This is a genomic window from Mycobacterium sp. PS03-16, from assembly GCF_004570325.1.
Taxonomy (GTDB): Bacteria; Actinomycetota; Actinomycetes; order Mycobacteriales; family Mycobacteriaceae; genus Mycobacterium.
Genome location: NZ_SPQO01000002.1, coordinates 262208 through 279057, shown reverse-complemented (window position 1 = coordinate 279057; position 16850 = coordinate 262208). Strand labels below are relative to the sequence as shown.

General features: G+C 69.2%; 14 protein-coding genes and 2 pseudogenes. 9 read left to right on the top strand and 7 right to left on the bottom strand.

All coding sequences use genetic code 11. The annotated features are described in order from the left end of the window. Positions 1–60 precede the first annotated feature (60 nt). Positions 61–459 carry a hypothetical protein gene (locus E4P42_RS02865; protein ID WP_135122831.1) on the top strand — a complete coding sequence of 133 codons (399 nt, stop codon included), beginning with the start codon at positions 61–63 and terminating at the stop codon, positions 457–459. Here the strand turns inward: E4P42_RS02865 and E4P42_RS02860 are convergent. The 4 genes from E4P42_RS02860 to E4P42_RS02845 form a co-directional block, all read right to left on the bottom strand. After that, on the bottom strand, positions 456–2255 hold the full coding sequence (locus E4P42_RS02860) for a CheR family methyltransferase (protein ID WP_371286976.1): 1800 nt from the start codon (positions 2253–2255) through the stop codon (positions 456–458). The two genes, E4P42_RS02865 and E4P42_RS02860, sit on opposite strands and share 4 nt — an antisense overlap. 94 nt (positions 2256–2349) lie before the next feature. Further along, the gene (locus tag E4P42_RS02855; protein WP_135122829.1) at positions 2350–3072 is read right to left on the bottom strand and encodes an STAS domain-containing protein; all 723 of its coding nucleotides are present in this window, start codon (positions 3070–3072) and stop codon (positions 2350–2352) included. 25 nt (positions 3073–3097) lie between these two features. Further along, the gene (locus E4P42_RS02850) at positions 3098–4096 is read right to left on the bottom strand and encodes a chemotaxis protein CheB (protein WP_135122828.1); all 999 of its coding nucleotides are present in this window, start codon (positions 4094–4096) and stop codon (positions 3098–3100) included. Between the two features lie 50 nt (positions 4097–4146). Next, positions 4147–5022 carry a TIGR03619 family F420-dependent LLM class oxidoreductase gene (locus E4P42_RS02845; RefSeq protein ID WP_135122827.1) on the bottom strand — a complete coding sequence of 292 codons (876 nt, stop codon included), beginning with the start codon at positions 5020–5022 and terminating at the stop codon, positions 4147–4149. A gap of 65 nt (positions 5023–5087) precedes the next feature. Between E4P42_RS02845 and E4P42_RS02840 the strand changes: the two genes are divergently transcribed. Together E4P42_RS02840 and E4P42_RS02835 are read left to right on the top strand one after the other, a co-directional pair. After that, positions 5088–5354 (top strand): DUF4235 domain-containing protein, encoded by a 267-nt coding sequence (locus E4P42_RS02840; RefSeq protein ID WP_135122826.1) that lies wholly within the window; start codon positions 5088–5090, stop codon positions 5352–5354. A 65-nt stretch (positions 5355–5419) separates the two neighbouring features. Continuing rightward, on the top strand, positions 5420–7204 hold the full coding sequence (locus tag E4P42_RS02835) for a thiamine pyrophosphate-requiring protein (protein ID WP_135122825.1): 1785 nt from the start codon (positions 5420–5422) through the stop codon (positions 7202–7204). Here E4P42_RS02835 and E4P42_RS02830 read toward each other — a convergent pair. Both E4P42_RS02830 and E4P42_RS02825 read right to left on the bottom strand, forming a co-directional pair. Next, positions 7201–7956 carry a DUF4873 domain-containing protein gene (locus E4P42_RS02830; protein WP_135122824.1) on the bottom strand — a complete coding sequence of 252 codons (756 nt, stop codon included), beginning with the start codon at positions 7954–7956 and terminating at the stop codon, positions 7201–7203. The two genes, E4P42_RS02835 and E4P42_RS02830, sit on opposite strands and share 4 nt — an antisense overlap. Continuing rightward, positions 7956–8858: pseudogene (locus E4P42_RS02825) on the bottom strand (diiron oxygenase); the annotation flags it as partial. The gene E4P42_RS02830 and the pseudogene E4P42_RS02825, both read right to left, overlap by 1 nt. Positions 8859–8996: 138 nt before the next feature. Here E4P42_RS02825 and E4P42_RS02820 point away from each other — a divergent pair. The 4 genes and pseudogenes from E4P42_RS02820 (at position 8997) to E4P42_RS27320 (ending at position 11369) form a co-directional block, all read left to right on the top strand. Next, entirely contained in the window at positions 8997–10052 is a 1056-nt protein-coding gene (locus tag E4P42_RS02820; RefSeq protein WP_135122822.1) for a YihY/virulence factor BrkB family protein, read from the top strand. Between the two features lie 48 nt (positions 10053–10100). Then, entirely contained in the window at positions 10101–10490 is a 390-nt protein-coding gene (locus E4P42_RS02815) for a phage holin family protein (protein WP_135122821.1), read from the top strand. 15 nt (positions 10491–10505) lie between these two features. Then, positions 10506–10748: pseudogene (locus E4P42_RS27325) on the top strand (DNA-formamidopyrimidine glycosylase family protein); the annotation flags it as partial. Between the two features lie 153 nt (positions 10749–10901). After that, positions 10902–11369: a zinc finger domain-containing protein gene (locus tag E4P42_RS27320; protein ID WP_245233867.1), complete on the top strand. Its 468-nt coding sequence runs from the start codon at positions 10902–10904 to the stop codon at positions 11367–11369. Positions 11370–11428: 59 nt separating this feature from the next. On the opposite strand, the gene pgi is transcribed toward E4P42_RS27320, so the two are convergent. Further along, a complete protein-coding gene (gene pgi / locus E4P42_RS02805) occupies positions 11429–13096 on the bottom strand; it encodes a glucose-6-phosphate isomerase (RefSeq protein ID WP_135122819.1) in 1668 nt (555 codons plus the stop codon). Between the two features lie 50 nt (positions 13097–13146). Here pgi and E4P42_RS02800 point away from each other — a divergent pair, with 50 nt between their 5' ends. Both E4P42_RS02800 and E4P42_RS02795 read left to right on the top strand, forming a co-directional pair. Continuing rightward, a complete protein-coding gene (locus E4P42_RS02800; protein ID WP_135122818.1) occupies positions 13147–14595 on the top strand; it encodes an NAD-dependent succinate-semialdehyde dehydrogenase in 1449 nt (482 codons plus the stop codon). Positions 14596–14755: 160 nt separating this feature from the next. Then, positions 14756–16816 carry an acyltransferase family protein gene (locus E4P42_RS02795; protein WP_209305677.1) on the top strand — a complete coding sequence of 687 codons (2061 nt, stop codon included), beginning with the start codon at positions 14756–14758 and terminating at the stop codon, positions 16814–16816. Positions 16817–16850: the final 34 nt, after the last annotated feature.

The following is a 16850-nucleotide window of genomic DNA, read 5'->3' as shown; positions in this document are numbered from 1 at the left end:
GGATGTGTGCCGTGCGCGTGCGCAGTACGGTTGAACCGGTACCTGGCCGGAAAGCGAACCATGAGCACGACGACGAACCCGTCCGACGACAGTGCAGCGGCCGGTCGCGGCGCGACGGCGAAGGCCCGCGCCGAGGAACTGCGCGCCCGGCGTCATGAACTGGCGCAGGGCTTGCCGTCGTCCGACGAGACGGTCCGCCTTGCCCGGCAGCGGGCCGGTGACGCGCTCGAACGCGCCATCCAGGCACACGAGGCGGCGGCACTGCGGCACCGCGAGGCCGGTGAGGCGCATCGTCGCGCGGCGGCGATACACGAAGAAGCCGCGCTGCGGGCCGGCGACGGGAGTGCGGAGTCCCACCAGGACGCGGCCGAATACCACCGGCTCGAAGCGGACCGGCACGACGGCGCCGCCGCCGCGGACGATCGCGGCCGGGACGACGACATCCGCCGCCGGCGCTAGGTGGCGACTTCTTCAATCAACAGCAGGGCGCCATCGACGGTGCCGTTCGGGGACCTGAATGCGGTGCAGGTGACCCTGACTCTGGCCGGGCGTCCCCGGCGGTTCACCGCATCGACCGTCGCCGTGCCCACGCTGTCCGCTTCGACGAATACCTGCCCGATCAACGGGTTGATGTCCTGCACCGGGAGCCCGAAGTCCAGCGCCGCGAGCAGGTTGCCCGTCGTTTCATCGGAGCGCAGGCCCCACAGCTCTTCACATCCGCGGTTCCACACCACGACCCGCAATTCCCGATCCACCACGATCATGCCGAATCGGATGGAATTCACGAGGGTGTCCAGGAACCCGTGGGCGTCGTCGAGTTCGGCGCTGCGTTCCCGCAGAGCGTCATTGATGGTGTGTAGCTCGTCGTTGGTGGACTGCAGCTCCTCGTTCATCGTCTCGAGTTCTTCGTTGGTGGACTGCAGTTCCTCGTTGGTGGTCTCGAGCTCTTCGACGGTCGACTGCAATTCCTCGTTGGTGGTCTCCAACTCCTCGTTCGTGGACTGCAACTCCTCGTACGCGGTTTCGAGCTGCCGGTTGGTGTGTACCACTCGGTCGATCAGCGCGCGTGTCGACGTGACGTCGAAGAACACCACCGAGACGCCGAGCAGCCCGTTTTCGGAGTCCACGAGCGGGTTCACATGAATTTCGAACCAGGTCTCTTCCGCGCCGGGGCGTTGCCATCGGACGTCCTCGATGCGAGCCGAGCGCCGCTCGACCTTCGCCTGCTCGAGATGGGCACGCAGCTCCACCGGACGAAACGAGATCTCCAGATCACGCAGCAGCCTGCCGATGTCGCGCGCGGACAGCCCGAACATCACCTCGGCCTGCTGGTTGACCATGGCGACGACGTCGTCACCGGTCACCACGATCTGGGCCACGGGGCTGACCCGGAAAGCCAATTCCCTGAGCGGGGACAGTCCCGGGAGGTCGCCGGAGCGCTCGATGGCAGGCACCGGAGGATCGACGCGATCCTGAGAGTGGAACGAGCGTAACGACTTTCGGAATATTCGATTCTTCAGGTCGAGCGCGGTGAAGCGATCACTGTGACTGAGCAGCATCTCGGCGTGGCCCAGGAACAGGGTGCCCATCGGCGCGAGGGCGAAGTGCAGGCGGTTGAGCACATTGCGCTGGGTCTCGGCGTTGAAGTACATGAGCGTGTTCCGGCACGTCAGCAGGTCGACGCGGGAGATCGGAGCATCCCGGACGAGGTCGTTGCGCCCGAAGATCACGGCGCGCCGCAGATCCTTCCGGAAGGTGTAACGGCCGCCTGCGTGGTCGAAGTACCGCTCGAGCAGAGTCGCGGGAACCGACTCCACGGCCTTCGCGTCGTAGGACGCCGCCCGCGCCTCGGAAAGGGCGTCCTCGTCGACGTCGGTCGCGTAGATCTTCACCCGGCGCCGGAAGCTCTCCGGCCCGAGCACCTCGGCCAAGAGCATGGCCAGCGTGTACGCCTCCTGACCGGACGCGCACCCGGCGCTCCACACCCGGATGGGATCGTGCGGGCCCCGTTCGGCCAGGATCGACGGGATGACGTCATCGCGGATGACCTCCCAGGCCGCCGGGTCACGGAAGAATCCGGTGACGTTGATGAGGATCGTGTTGAACAGCGCCGAGAATTCGTCCGACGACGCCTGCAGAACATCGAGGTACTCGTCGAACGTCTGATGGCCGGACTGATCCATCCGGTGGCGGACCCGCCGCATCAGCGACGTTCGCTTGTAGCCCGTGAAGTCGAATCCCCGGGAGTCCCGCATGAAGCGCAGGAGCGCTTCGAACGATTCGTCAGTCTCGCCGCTCACCATCGTCCCGTCCGCCGGAATTGACCACGGAGATTGAACATACTCGCGGCTAGAGGCAATTCTCCGGTCCCAGCACCGCCCACACGGTCTTGCCGGTCGGCGTCGGCGCGTTACCCCACATCCGGGTCAGGACCGCGACGATCCTCAGGCCCGAGGGAAGATCCGGCGAGTCGACCTCTTCGCGGACGTGCGCCGGGCGGCTGCTGGTGTCGTCGACCGCGACGGTGAGCACTGTGCCGTCGGTCTCCAGCCGTAGCGATGGTGCGCTCTCGGTGTGCTCGAGAACGTTCTCTATCAGAGCGGTGGCGACGACCTTGGCGACGGGGATGTACGCCGTTTGCGACCACGTCGTCAACCATTCCTCGATCACCGAGCGGGACTGGGCCAGGCTGCCCCGTCCTGCGACCAGATCCGTGCGCGCGCGGCGCCGGTGAGGCCGCGATTCACCGTCTGCCTGTGCGGCGAGGGCCGCGGAAGCACTCGGGAATACCGGAACGTAGCGACATATTCCGTTGCGCTTGATCGCGCCTCGTCCCCACTCGTGTTCACACACCAGCAGGATGGGCACGTCGGGCCACCGCGCGACATGCCAGCGTGCGCTGGTGAACACCGACCATGCCGACTGGGCGGGTACATCGAGCCGCGTGACGTCGACGACCACCGCCGCCGGCTCGTCGAGCGCCGCCTTGATGATCCGGTCGCGCACCCGCTGGTAGGTACTGCTGTCGAGTGTTCCGCGCAGCGTCAGGACCGCTGCATCGCCGTCGGCCATGGCGTCGATGAGCAGGTCCCCGTGGTTACAGCTCACCGCCGCCGCCCTCGTCCAGAGACGGATCGGCGAGACGCTTACCGAGGATTGTCATCGCCCGCTCCGCTTCCTCGGCCTGCTGCGTGTAGCGGCGCTGGAGTGCGCCGGGGCCAACGGTCTCGGACAGCCGGCGTGACAGCCGGGCCTTCTCCTGAAGGCTCCGCAAAGCCACCCACAGGGCTCCCTCGACCTCGTCGTCGCGGGCCCCGAGCAGCGCGTCGGCGGTCCACGCGTGCCCGACCTCGCACCGATAGCTCGTGTCGCTGATCGTCACGAGAGAACCGTTGCAGTCCGGGCAGGTGTACCCCGACGGTGGTCCGAGGGCTTCGGTGTCGAAGTCGACGTTGAACTTCCTGCCCATCGCGATCCGATTCTCCAACTCCATACTCCGGTCGGGTTCCATCTCCCGCTCCTCGATCGCGCGGCCGGACAGCTTGGTGAGAAGGGCGCCGATGTCCGCGGCGGCGGCCTGGTGATCGATGACGCGCGCGTCGACCGCGTGCTGAGGCATCGACGGGAACATGGCATCGCCGGGCAGTTGGGCCACCGTCACACCGCCGCGGTCGCGGATCGCCTTGGCGCCCAGAACACCGTCGTCGAGGACGCCGGACAACACCACGCCGATGGCCCGCGGCCCGAATTGCAGCGCCACCGATCGGAAGAGCGCGTTGACCGACGGTCGGTGTGCGTTCTCCGTCGGCCCTTCGGTCAGCACCATCCGATGATCACTGACCAGGAAGTGACGATCGGGCACGGCGACGTAGATGTGCCCGGGCTTCATTTCACCGCCGTGGACGGCGGGGGACGCCGGCAGCGGAGACCGTCGATTCAGGATCTCGGCGAGGACGCTGGGTGCGTCGGCCGGCATATGCAGAACAACAAGCACCGCGTACGGGAGGTCGGTCGGCAGGGCCGCGACCAACTGGGTGAGCGCCTCAACGCCACCCGCCGACGCGCCGACCGCCACGACCCGCAACGCATCATTCATCCGTTGGCCCCGCCAGACATCGTTGTGTCTGTACCCCGGGAGGGGTCGGTTTACGCGGTGTGCACCTTGGAGATGACGTTCTCGGCGAACCATTCGAGGTTGCGGATCTTGTCCTGCAGCGGCTCGGTGTCGCGTCCGGTGATGTAGGGGATGCGGAAGCCGACGATCACGTCGGTCACGCCCTTGTCCTCCAGGCGTTTGATGCCGTCCACGGTGAACGCGTCGGCCGAGATGACGTGGATCTCGAACGGCCCGGTGCGGCCCTGCTCCTCGCGGAACGCAGTGAGCTGTTTGATCAGCCGGTCGAGCTCGTCCGGGTCGCCGCCACCGTGCATCCACCCGTCGCAGCGGGCGGCGCGCCGCAGCGCGGCATCGGCGTGCCCGCCGGCCAGGATCGGCACCGGCTGCGTCGGGGCGGGCGTCATCTTGGTCTTCGGGATGTCGTAGAACTCGCCGTGGAATTCGAAGTACTCGCCGGTGGTGAGGCCCTTGATGATCTCGATGCACTCGTCCATGCGCTTACCGCGCTTGGCGAACGGGACGCCCATCAGCTCGTAGTCCTCCGGCCACGGGCTGGTGCCCACGCCGAGGCCGAGGCGGTTGCCGAACAGCGCGGCCAGCGACCCGGCCTGTTTGGCCACCAGGGCGGGCGGGCGGATCGGCAGTTTGAGGACGAAGAAGTTGAACTTCAGCGTGGTGGTCACGGCGCTGAGGGCACCGGCCAGCACGAAGGATTCGATGAACGCCTTGCCGTCGAGGAACTCGCGGCTGCCGTCTTCGGTGTAGGGGTAGGTCGAGTCGGAATCGAAGGGGTAGGCGACGCTGTCGGGGATCGTCATCGCGTGGTACCCGGCCGCCTCGGCCGCCTGCGCCAGCGGGATGTAGTAGGTGGGATCGGTCATCGCCTCGGCGTAGGTGAATCGCACCGACCGATACTAGAACAGGTTCTAGTGCTGGGTTTGGACTTCGCGGCGACGGGAACGCAAGCGCCATGAGCGCGGCCAAGACTGTCTACAAGCCCCTGTCGATCGCCAGCAGCGTCCTCGGGGGGCTCATCGCAGGCAAGATCTTCACCGAGATCTGGCAGCGGGTGAATCCGGACGACGAAGAACCCGATCCCAAGGATCTGAGCCGATCGATGAAGGAAGTGTTCATCGCTGCCGCCATCCAGGGGCTCATCGTCGGTGTGGTGCGCGCGGCGCTGGCCCGCGGACAGGCGAAGGGCTTCGCGGCGCTGACGGACGAGGACCTCAGCTAGCCGGCAGTGAGTGTCGCCGGGCGCCGTCGCTGATTGGCGTCGGGCCCGCCGGGTATGCGGCGGCGATGACCGAATCATCAGCGACGAACCTCGTCGCCGACGCGATCGTTGCCCGGCTCCGTGACTGGGGCGCCGAGCGCATCTTCGGCTACGCCGGCGACGGCATCAACACCCTGCTCGGTGCGTTACAGCGCGCCGGCGCCCCGGAATTCGTGTCGACCCGGCACGAGGAACTCGCGGCGTTCATGGCGTGCGGACATGCCAAGTACAGCGGCGGCGTGGGCGTCTGTATGGCCACCCAGGGCCCGGGCGCGATCCACCTGCTGGCCGGGCTGTACGACGCGAAACTCGACCGGCGGCCGGTCGTCGCGATCGTCGGCCAGGTGGTCTCGACCGCGCTGGGCAGCGGGTATCTGCAGGAGGTCGATCTGCACGCGCTGTTCAAGGACGTGTGTGGGCAGTACGTGCAGACGGTGTTCGCACCCGAGCAGGCGTTGATGGCACTGGACAACGCGATGCGCACCGCGATCGCGACGTCCACGCCGACGTGCCTGATCATCCCGCACGACGTGCAGCAGGCCGAGATGCCCGACGAGGTGCAGCACACCCACGGCGTCGTCCCGTCGGCGGCGGTCAGCGCGCGGGCCCGGATCACCGCTCCCGACAGTCAGATCCGCAAGGCCGCCGAGGTGCTCAACGCCGGAGACCGGACCGCGCTGCTGGTCGGGCGGGGAGCGGCGGGCGCCGAGGAGGAGATCGTCCGCATCGTCGACGTGCTCGGCGCCGGCGTCACGACGTCGCTGCTCGGCAAGCCGGTTCTGCGCGAGGACGAACCGTGGCACACCGGGGTGATGGGCCACCTCGGCACCACGGCCAGCGCCCGGCTCATGGAGAACTGCGACACGCTGCTGATCGTCGGCTGCAACGATCCGTGGACCGAGTTCTATCCGCCGCCCGGCCAGGCCCGCGCCGTGCAGATCGACGTGCAACCGCGCGTGATCGGCGCGAAGTACCCGGTGGAGGCGCCGGTGATCGGCGAAGCCGCGGCGAGCCTGTCGGCGCTGCTGCCGCTTCTCGAACCGGCCGCCGACCGCGGGTGGCAGGACCGGGTGCGGCAGTGGACGCAGCAGTGGCATGAGGACGCCGACGCCCGGGCGGCGGTCGAGTTCACCGACGCCAACCCCGAGGCCGTGGTTCGCGCGCTGTCGGAGCACCTGCCCGCCGACGCGCGCGTCGCGGTGGATGTCGGCTCGACCACCTACTGGTATGCCCGGCACCTCCGGCTGCCCGCGGGCGTCCCCGCGCACGTGTCGGGCTATCTGGCCTCCATGGGCTGCGCACTGCCGTACGGTGTGGCCGCGAAACTCGATGCGCCGCAACGTCCGGTGGTCGCGCTCGTGGGGGACGGCGCCATGCAGATGAGCGGGCTGCTCGAGCTGATCACGATCGCCGACCGGTGGCGCAGCTGGGCCGACCCGCGCTTCGCGATCCTGGTGCTGCACAACGCCGACCTCACCGAGGTGTCGTGGGAGCAGCGCGAGATGGAGGGCAATCCGCGGTTCACCGCCTCGCAGGACGTGCCGGCGTTCCCGTACGCCGACTACGCCGAACTGCTGGGCCTGCAGGGCATCCGGCTCACCGATTCGGCCGCGGCCGGCGAGGCGTGGTCGCGCGCCCTGAGCGCCGACCGCCCGACGCTGATCGAGGCGATGGTGGACGCCGCCACGCCGCTGCTGCCGCCTCTGATGCCGGACAGCAAGGCCGACAAGGTGTTCGGCGCCATCGAACGGGAAGAAGGGGACGCGGCCGCGCAGCGGGTCGCCGATCAACGGCAGCGCGAACAGCGCTAGTGGGCCGGGATGCTGACCACCACGTCGTCGAGCGCGAACGGCGGCGTCCCGACCCCGGCCACGGCGTGGCTGCCCCACGGCGTGCGCTCGGCGATGCGGCCCGGCGCGGTGCGTCCGTCGATGGTCACGGTGACCGCCCCGGAGCGGGGCAGCGCGTCATCGGGCAGGGCGTCGAGAATCAGTCCGCGCCAATGGTATCGGCCGTCGATCGGGTCGAGGTGACCCGACAGCCGGACCCGCACCGCGTGGACTGTGTCGCCGGCGCCGAGGTCGGCGGGACCGTCGTACACCTCGTCCTCGACCGCCACGTGGGAGCTGAAGTCGAACGCGGTGCCGATCCGGCGCCGCATCCGGTGCCAGAACCAGCGCCCGGTGCGTGCCGGGGCGCCGGCCTCGCGCTGCGCGCTGTGGCGCACCTCGATCCGGGTGGATCCGGTGGCGGCCATCAACCGGAGGCACTCGGCGATGAACCGCACCTGCGCGGTGCGCAGCGGCTCGGCCGCGGCCAGGCTGAACCAGTTGGGGCGCCCGTGCTCGGCCACGCCGAGGTACGGGGCGTTGCCGTCCGCCGCGCTGATGACGAGGCCCGAGTCGACGGTGCCATCGCCGGTGTCGATCGTCCACCGGTGGGCCGTCTCGTCGAAGCGCGCGCCTGCCACGGCCGGGCCGGACAGCGACAGCACGTCGCCGCCCAGCGCGTCACGAAGCTCAGGGGCGTCGATCACCACGACGTCGAAAAGCGGTGTGCTCACAGGAAACCGGCGCGCTTCCACATCCGCCGGGCCACGCGGCCCATCAGGCCGGTCTCGGTGAGGAAAGCGGCCAGCGGAGCGAACCCGCTCACCTGTACCTCGCGGCGATACGGGCTGCGCCTGGCCATCCGTTGCGCCTGCTTCGGGTCCAGGCCGACGCGGCGGTAGGGCACGGCGTTGGTGAACAGGCGTTGGTAGAACGGGCCGCCGACCCCGTGCAGATTGGCCACCCACATCCGGGTGAGCCTGCGCATGTGCGGCACCCGCTTGCGCACGCCGTCGCGGGCGAACTGGATGTGGCGCGCCTCCTCGGTGACATGAATGCGCATGAGCCGCTGCACAACCGGTTGCAGCTCGGGGTCTTCGAGCATCTGGCGCTGTAGGCTGTCGAAGATCTCCTCGCCGACCAGCGCCGCCACCCACAGCAGCGAGCCGCGGAACAGGAACGGCAGCGCGTTGATGATGATCCGCTGCGAGCGCCGCGGCTGGATCGGCCGGGCGCCGACGGTGGTGATGGCCCGGCCGAACATCACCATGTGGCGGGTTTCGTCACCCAGTTCGGTGAGCTCGTAGTGGGTGGCCCGGGCGGTCGGGTCCTGGTGCATCATCTTGCGCAGCAACGCCTGGTTGAGGATGTTCTCGAACCAGATGCCCGCCGAGAGCGTGTTGACCAGTTCCTGGCGCGAGAGTTCGATCTGCTGCTCGCGGGTCATGGTGTCCCACAACGGGGTTCCGTACAGTGACACCACCTTCGGCGGCAGGAAGAATTTGTCGGGATCCAGCGGCGCGTCCCAGTCGATGTCGACGATCGGGGCGTAGGACTTCTTCACCGAACCCTTGAGCAGGCGTTCGGAGAACTCCTGGCGGCTGCGGGCGGTGCTGGATCGGACCGAGGCTGTCATCGTCGACGTCCCTTCGTTGGCCGGGTACTTGCCGACGGTAGGGTCGCCGTCGCTCACATGTCAATACCCGGGGTATCGGGTACCTGCGGTACAGCGGGGATTGCGTTTGACGGACCGGCGCCCGGGTATCGACGGGGCATGGCCGAATCCGCGCCTGCCGAGGCGGAAAACCGTGTGCCCGATCCGGACGATCCACGCAAACCGGACTCCCCGACCGATCTGACGAAACGGTCGTGGCTGTATGTGCTGCGTAAGACCGCCAGGGAGTTCCAGCAGGACCAGTGCACCGACCTCGCCGCCGCGCTGACCTATTACGCGGTGCTCTCGCTGTTCCCGGCGCTGCTGGTGATGGTGTCGCTGCTCGGCGTCATCGGGCAGGGGGAGCGCACCACCAACGCGGTGCTCGACCTGGTCGACGACGTCGCGCCGGGTACCGCGGTCGACACGCTGCGGCCCACCATCGAACAGCTGGTCGCCGCGCCGTCGGCCGGCTTGGCGCTGATCTTCGGCATCCTCGGCGCGCTGTGGTCGGCATCCGGCTACGTCGGCGCCTTCGCCCGCGCGATGAACCGCATCTACGAGATCGACGAGGGCCGGCCGTTCTGGAAACTGCGCCCGCTGCAGCTGATCCTGACCCTGGGGGCGCTGGTGCTGGCCGCGGCGGTGGCGTTCATGCTGGCCGTCAGCGGTCCGGTGGCCGAGGCGATCGGCGGTGTCATCGGCCTCGGCGAGGCCGCCGTCACCGTCTGGGGCATCGCCAAATGGCCGGTGATCCTGCTGTTCGTGGTGCTCGTCGTCGCCGTCCTGTACTACGCGACGCCCAACGTCAAGCAGCCGAAGTTCCGCTGGATGTCGCTGGGCGCGCTGATCGCGATCCTTGTCTGGGTCCTGGCCTCGGTGCTGTTCGGCCTCTACGTCGCCAACTTCGGCAGCTACAACAAGACCTACGGCGCGCTGGCCGGCGTCATCGTGTTCCTGCTCTGGCTGTGGATCACCAACGTGGTGCTGCTGTTCGGCGCCGAACTGGACGCCGAACTCGAACGCGGCAGGCAGTTGCAGGCCGGCCTGCCCGCCGAACGCGATCTGCAGCTGCCGCCCCGCGACGACCGCAACATCAAGAAGCAGGCCGAAGCCGAGGAGAAGGACATCGAGCTGGGCCGCAAGCTGCGCCACTCGCGCGGAAAAGAGAGCTGACGCCGCGTCGTCCCGTGCCCGCGGCGCGTGCGTGGCAGGATCGGGCGCATGGCGTTTCTGCTGCGTGCCGCGCTGACCGGGATCGCGCTGTGGATCGTCACCTGGTTCGTGCCCGGCATGACGTTCGTCGGCGGCGACACCACGCTGCAGCGGATCGGCATCGTGTTCGTGGTCGCGGTGATCTTCGGCCTGGTCAACGCGGTGATCAAACCGATCGTGCAGATCATGTCGATCCCGCTCTACGTCCTCACGCTCGGGCTGATCCATATCGTGATCAACGCGCTGATGCTGTGGTTCACCGCGTGGATCACCGAGCACACCACCCACTGGGGTCTGGCCATCGACCACTTCTGGTGGACCGCGATCTGGGCCGGCATCGTGCTGTCGATCGTGAGCTGGGTGCTCTCGCTGCTCACCGGCGGCCTGGTCAAGAACTGACGGCACACTGGACCCATGCCTGAACTGCCGGAGGTCGAAGCGCTCGCCGACCATCTGCGCCGCCACGCCGTCGGCTCGACCATCGGGCGCGTCGACGTCTCGGCGTTCTCGGTCCTCAAGACCTTCGACCCGCCGATCACCGCGCTGCACGGCCGCGAGGTCACCGGTGCCCACCGGTGGGGGAAGTACCTCGGCCTGCAGGCCGGCGATCTGCATTTGATCACCCACCTGTCGCGCGCGGGCTGGTTGAAGTGGTCGGACAAGCTGGCGGCCGCACCGCTCAAACCGGGTAAGGGGCCGATCGCGCTGCGCGTGCACCTCGGCCGGCCGGGGGAGGGTGCGGGGTTCGACCTGACCGAGGCCGGCACCCAGAAGCGGCTCGCGGTGTGGCTGGTCGCGGACCCGGCCTCGGTGCCGGGCATCGCCACCCTCGGCCCCGACGCGCTCGAGTTGACCGCCGAGGATCTCGGCGCGGTGCTGGCCGGGCAGAGCGGCCGCATCAAGACCGTCCTCACCGACCAGAAGGTGATCGCCGGCATCGGCAACGCCTACAGCGACGAGATCCTGCACGTCGCCCGGCTCTCCCCGTTCGCCACCGCCAGCAAGCTGACCGGTGAACAACTGGCCACCCTGCACGACGCGATGATCTCGGTGCTGACCGACGCGGTGTCGCGGTCGGTGGGCCAGCAGGCCGCGACGCTCAAGGGCGAGAAGCGGTCCGGGCTGCGGGTGCACGCCCGCACCGGGCTGCCGTGTCCGGTGTGCGGGGACACCGTGCGTGAGGTGTCGTTCGCGGACAAGTCCTTCCAGTACTGCCCGACGTGCCAGACCGGTGGCAAGGTGCTGGCCGACCGGCGGATGTCGCGCCTGCTCAAGTAGCGATTTCGGGGTAGTTGGTCGCGCTGGCCGTGACCAACCACACCGAAATCGCCAGGCGGCTAGGCGGAGCGGCCGCGCTCGCTGCGGTAGCGGCGCACCAGGGCGTCGGTCGAGGTGTCGGACTGCTCGGCCGGGGAGTCGTCGCCGGTCAGCACCGGCAGCAGCGCCTTGGCCTGCGTCTTGCCCAGCTCGACGCCCCACTGATCGAACGAGTCGATGCCCCACACCACACCCTCGGTGAACACCTGGTGCTCGTAGAGCGCGACCAGCTGGCCCACCACCGACGGCGTCAGCGTGGTCGCGAGAATGCTCGTGGTGGGCCGGTTGCCGGGCATCACCTTGTGCGGCACCACATCCGACGGAGTCCCTTCGGCGGCGATCTCCTCGGCCGTCTTGCCGAACGCCAGCACCTGGGTCTGGGCGAAGAAGTTGCTCATCAGCAGGTCGTGCATGCTGCCCGTGCCGTCGGCGGTCGGCAGATCGTCGGTGGGCCGGCTGAACCCGATGAAGTCCGCGGGCACCAGCCGGGTGCCCTGGTGCAGCAGCTGGTAGAACGCGTGCTGGCCGTTGGTGCCCGGCTCACCCCAGAAGATCTCGCCGGTGTCGGTGACGACGGACGAGCCGTCGGCGCGTACCGACTTGCCGTTGGACTCCATGGTCAACTGCTGCAGGTAGGCCGCGAACCGTGACAGGTCGTTGGAGTAGGGCAGCACCGCGCGGGACTGTGCGCCGAAGAAGTTCGAGTACCACAGCCCGATCAGCCCGAGCAGCGCCGGCGCGTTGACCTCCAGCGGCGCGGTGCGGAAATGCTCGTCGACGACGTGGAAGCCGGACAGGAATTCCGCGAACCGCTCCCGGCCGATCACCGCCATCACGCTCAGCCCGATCGCGCTGTCCACCGAGTACCGGCCGCCGACCCAGTCCCAGAACCCGAACATGTTGTCGGTGTTGATGCCGAAGTCGTCGACCAGCTTGCGGTTCGTCGACACCGCGACGAAGTGCTTGGCCACCGCGGCGTCGCCGAGCGCATCGGTCAGCCAGCGCCGCGCGGCGGTCGCGTTGGTCAGTGTCTCCAGCGTCGAGAACGTCTTCGAGGCGACGATGAACAGCGTGCGGGCCGGGTCGAGGCCGTCGAGCTTGGCCACCAGGTCGGCGGGGTCCACGTTGGACACGAAGCGCGCCGAGATGCCGGCGTCGGCGTAGTGGCGCAGCGCCTCGTAGACCATCACCGGGCCGAGATCCGATCCGCCGATCCCGATGTTGACCACGGTCGTGATGCGTTCGCCGGTGGCGCCGGTCCATTCGCCGCTGCGCAGCCGGTCGGTGAAGTCACCCATCCGGTCCAGGACGTCGTGCACGTCGGCGACCACGTCCTGTCCGTCGACCTCGAGCGTGGCCCCGCGGGGCAGCCGCAGCGCGGTGTGCAGCACCGCGCGGTCCTCGGAGGTGTTGATGTGCACGCCGGAGAACATCGCGTCGCGCCGCTGCTCGAGCCCGGCCGCCCGGGCCAGGTCGATCAGCAGCGCCACCGTCTCGCGGGTGATGCGGTGCTTGCTGTAGTCGATGTAGAGGTCACCGACCGTCAGCGTCAGCTCGGTACCGCGCTTCGGGTCGTCGGCGAAGAACTCCCGCAGGTGCCGACCCCCGATCTCCTCGTGGTGCCGGACCAGAGCCTGCCACGCCGGAGTGGCTGCGATGTCGGGGATCTGCTGCGTCTGATCGGTCATGTTTTCGACCCTAGTGCGGCGGTCTCGTCGAAGGTGTAAATGATGGATGTATGGACACCAGCGCGCTGTTGAAGTCAGTTCCCACCGGGTTGTGGATCGGCGGTGAGGAACGGCAGGGTTCGTCGACGTTCGACGTGCTCGACCCCAGCGACGATCAGGTGCTCGTCTCGGTCGCCGACGCGACGGCCGAGGACGCGATCGCCGCGCTCGACGCCGCCTGCGCGGTGCAGGCCGAATGGGCCGCCACCCCGGCCCGCAAGCGCGGCGAGATCCTGCGGTCGGTGTTCGAGACGATCACCGCCCGGGCCGACGACATCGCCGCGCTGATGACCCTCGAGATGGGCAAGGTGGTCGCCGAGAGCAAGGGGGAGGTGACCTACGGCGCCGAGTTCTTCCGCTGGTTCGCCGAGGAAGCCGTGCGCATCGGCGGTCGCTACACGCCGAGCCCGGCAGGCACCGGCCGCATCATCGTCACCAAACAGCCCGTCGGCCCCTGCTACGCGATCACGCCGTGGAACTTCCCGCTGGCCATGGGCACCCGCAAGATGGGGCCGGCGTTCGCGGCGGGCTGCACGATGATCGTCAAACCCGCGCAGGAGACGCCGCTGACGATGCTCTACCTCGCCAAGCTGTGCGACGAGGCGGGCCTGCCCAAGGGTGTGCTCTCGGTGCTGCCGACCAGCAGCCCCGGCCCGGTCACCGAGGCGCTCATCGACGACGGCCGGCTGCGCAAGCTGACCTTCACCGGGTCGACCGGGGTGGGCAAGGCGCTGGTCAAGCAGTCGGCCGACAAGCTGCTGCGCACGTCGATGGAGTTGGGCGGCAACGCGCCGTTCATCGTGTTCGACGACGCCGACGTCGACGCCGCCGTCGAGGGCGCGCTGCTGGCCAAGATGCGCAACGGCGGTGAGGCGTGCACGGCGGCCAACCGCTTCCACGTCGCCAATGCCGTGCGTGAGGAGTTCACCGAGAAGCTGGTGAAGCGGATGAGCGAGTACACGCTCGGCAAGGGTCTCGACGAATCGTCGAAGCTGGGGCCGCTGATCAACTCCAAGCAGCTGGAGAAGGTCACCGAACTGGTGTCCGACGCGGTGTCGCGCGGCGCCACCGTCGCGGTCGGCGGCGTCGCCCCGGGCGGGCCGGGCAACTTCTACCCGGCCACCGTGCTGGCCGACGTCCCCGACGACGCGCGGATTCTCAAGGAGGAGGTGTTCGGGCCCGTCGCGCCGATCACCGGCTTCGACACCGAGGCCGACGGCATCGCCGCGGCCAACGACACCGAATACGGCCTGGCCGCCTACGTGTACACCCAGTCGCTGGACCGGGCGCTGCGGGTGGCCGAGGCGATCGAGTCCGGCATGGTGGGCGTGAACCGCGGGGTGATCTCCGATGCGGCCGCCCCGTTCGGCGGCATCAAGGAGTCCGGCTTCGGCCGCGAGGGCGGCATCGAGGGCATCGAGGAGTACCTCGACACGAAATACATTGCCTTGACGAAGTAATTCGCCGGCGCGAGCAGGCCCCCGCAAGCGGGCGGTGCCCCCCGCGAAAGTGCCCGACACAGCCTGATTTCGGGCACTTTTGCGACTGCTCGCCAACGCGCCGGTGCGCCTTACCTATCGGGCGCCGCGCCGCCCATAAACTCCCATGCTCGGAACCGATATGGGAGGCGCCGGAGACGTGACAGCCGTGACTGCGGCGCCGGTCCGCGTTGCCGCACGTCGTCGGTGGGTGGCTCCCGTGGCGGCGAAGGGGCGGCGCGGGACCGGAGTCCGGCGCGACATCCCCGCACTCGACGGCATCCGTGCCGTCGCCGTCGCACTGGTGCTCGCCGACCACGGCGGCATCCCCGGCGTGTCCGGCGGCTTCCTCGGCGTCGACGTGTTCTTCGTGCTGAGCGGATTTCTGATCACCTCGCTGCTGCTCGACGAGCTGGGCCGCACCGGCCGGATCGGGTTGCGCGGGTTCTGGATCCGGCGGGCCCGCCGGCTGCTGCCCGCCCTGCTGGCGACGGTGATCGCGGTGATCGCGGCACGCGAGTTCTTTCCGCCCGAGTCGGTCGCCGCACTGCGCGACGATGCGGTCGCCGCGTTCTTCTGGGTCGCCAACTGGGCGTTCGTCGCCCAGGACACCGACTACTTCTCCCAGGGCGCCCCACCCTCACCGCTGCAGCACATGTGGTCGCTGGGCGTGGAGGAGCAGTTCTATCTGGTGTGGCCGCTGCTGCTGATCGCGGTCGTGGGCGTGCTGGCGCTGCGGCGTTCGGCGCCGACGCTGCGCACGGTGCGCTGGGTCGTGTTCGGGCTGGCCGCCGTCGGCGCCGCGGGATCGGCCGCCGCGGCGGTGCTGCTGACCAGCGACGCCACCGCCAACCGCGTGTACTTCGGCACCGACACCCGGGTGCAGGCGCTGCTGATCGGCGCGGCCGCGGCCGCCCTGCTGGTCTCCGACTGGTCGACGGTCACGCTGGGCACCCCGATCCGGTCCCGCTGGGTGCGCTGGCCGGCGCGGCTGCTGTCGGTGGCCGGGGTGGCCGGGCTGGCCCTGCTGGCCCATCACGCCACCGGCAACCCGGGCGAGTACCGTGCCGGGCTGTTCACCGCGGCCGCGGCGGCGGCGGTGCTGGTCGTCGCGACCGTGGCGCTCGACCAGCGCGGGCCGATGGCGCGGGTGCTGGCACTGCCGCCGCTGGTGTGGCTGGGCGCCATCTCCTACGGCGTGTACCTGTGGCACTGGCCGATCTTCCTGGTCCTCAACGGTGAGCGCACCGGCTGGTCGGGGTGGGCCCTGTTCGCCGCCCGCTGCGCGGCGACGCTGGCGGCCGCGGTGGTGTCGTACTGGCTGATCGAGCGGCCGGTCCGGCGCTGGCGACCGGTGTCGGTGCCGCAACTCCCGCTCGCGGTCGCGACGGCCGCGACCGCCGCCGTCGTGACGATGAGCGTGGTGCCCGTCGGCTTCACGCCGGCCGAGGACACCGAGCCCGGAGGACCGCTCGACATCGCGACGGCCGCCCAGGTGCTACCCGAGATCCCGTCGGCCATCGGCTCGAGAGAGGCGCAGCTGCCGCCGGGCACCCGGACCGTCGCGGTGTTCGGGGATTCGATCGCCTGGACGCTGATGCGCTACCTGCCCGAGACGCCGGGTCTGCACTTCAGCAACTACACGACGATCGGCTGCGGCATCGCCCGTGGCGGGCCGTACCGCACCACCGGCCAGACGCTCACCCAGAAACCCGAGTGCGACACCTGGCCGAGCCGCTGGGCGCAGCGCATCAACCACGACCGGCCGGACGTGGTGCTGCTGATGATCGGCCGCTGGGAGCTCGTCGACCGGGTCAACGAGGGCCACTGGACCCATGTCGGTGAGGACGGCTACGACGCCTACCTGCGCGGGGAACTCGACCGCGCGCTCACGATCCTCGGCTCCACCGGCGCGCGCGTCGTCGTCACCACCGCGCCCTACAACCGGCGCGCCGAACAGGCCGACGGCAGCCTGTACCCCGAGGACGACCCCGACCGGGCGGACGAGTGGAACGAGATCCTGCGCGCGGCCGCCGAGAAGCGGCCCAACGTCACGGTGCTCGACCTCAACGACAAGCTCGCGCCGCGCGGCGTCTACACCAACCGCATCGACGGCATCCAGATGCGCAGCGACGGGGTGCATCCCACGCCGGAGGCCGTCGAGTGGCTGACGCCGTGGCTGGCCGACGCGCTCATCAAGTGATTTCGGCGTGGCCGGTCGCGCTGAACGCGACCGA

Bases quoted from the DNA above. Each gene is read 5' to 3' on its own strand.
- E4P42_RS02865 (WP_135122831.1), top strand. From the start codon at position 61: ATGAGCACGACGACGAACCCGTCCGACGACAGTGCAGCGGCCGGTCGC.
- E4P42_RS02860 (WP_371286976.1), bottom strand. From the start codon at position 2,255: ATGCGGGACTCCCGGGGATTCGACTTCACGGGCTACAAGCGAACGTCG.
- E4P42_RS02855 (WP_135122829.1), bottom strand. From the start codon at position 3,072: ATGGCCGACGGCGATGCAGCGGTCCTGACGCTGCGCGGAACACTCGAC.
- E4P42_RS02850 (WP_135122828.1), bottom strand. From the start codon at position 4,096: ATGAATGATGCGTTGCGGGTCGTGGCGGTCGGCGCGTCGGCGGGTGGC.
- E4P42_RS02840 (WP_135122826.1), top strand. From the start codon at position 5,088: ATGAGCGCGGCCAAGACTGTCTACAAGCCCCTGTCGATCGCCAGCAGC.
- E4P42_RS02835 (WP_135122825.1), top strand. From the start codon at position 5,420: ATGACCGAATCATCAGCGACGAACCTCGTCGCCGACGCGATCGTTGCC.
- E4P42_RS02820 (WP_135122822.1), top strand. From the start codon at position 8,997: ATGGCCGAATCCGCGCCTGCCGAGGCGGAAAACCGTGTGCCCGATCCG.
- E4P42_RS02815 (WP_135122821.1), top strand. From the start codon at position 10,101: ATGGCGTTTCTGCTGCGTGCCGCGCTGACCGGGATCGCGCTGTGGATC.
- pgi (WP_135122819.1), bottom strand. From the start codon at position 13,096: ATGACCGATCAGACGCAGCAGATCCCCGACATCGCAGCCACTCCGGCG.
- E4P42_RS02800 (WP_135122818.1), top strand. From the start codon at position 13,147: ATGGACACCAGCGCGCTGTTGAAGTCAGTTCCCACCGGGTTGTGGATC.
- E4P42_RS02795 (WP_209305677.1), top strand. From the start codon at position 14,756: ATGGGAGGCGCCGGAGACGTGACAGCCGTGACTGCGGCGCCGGTCCGC.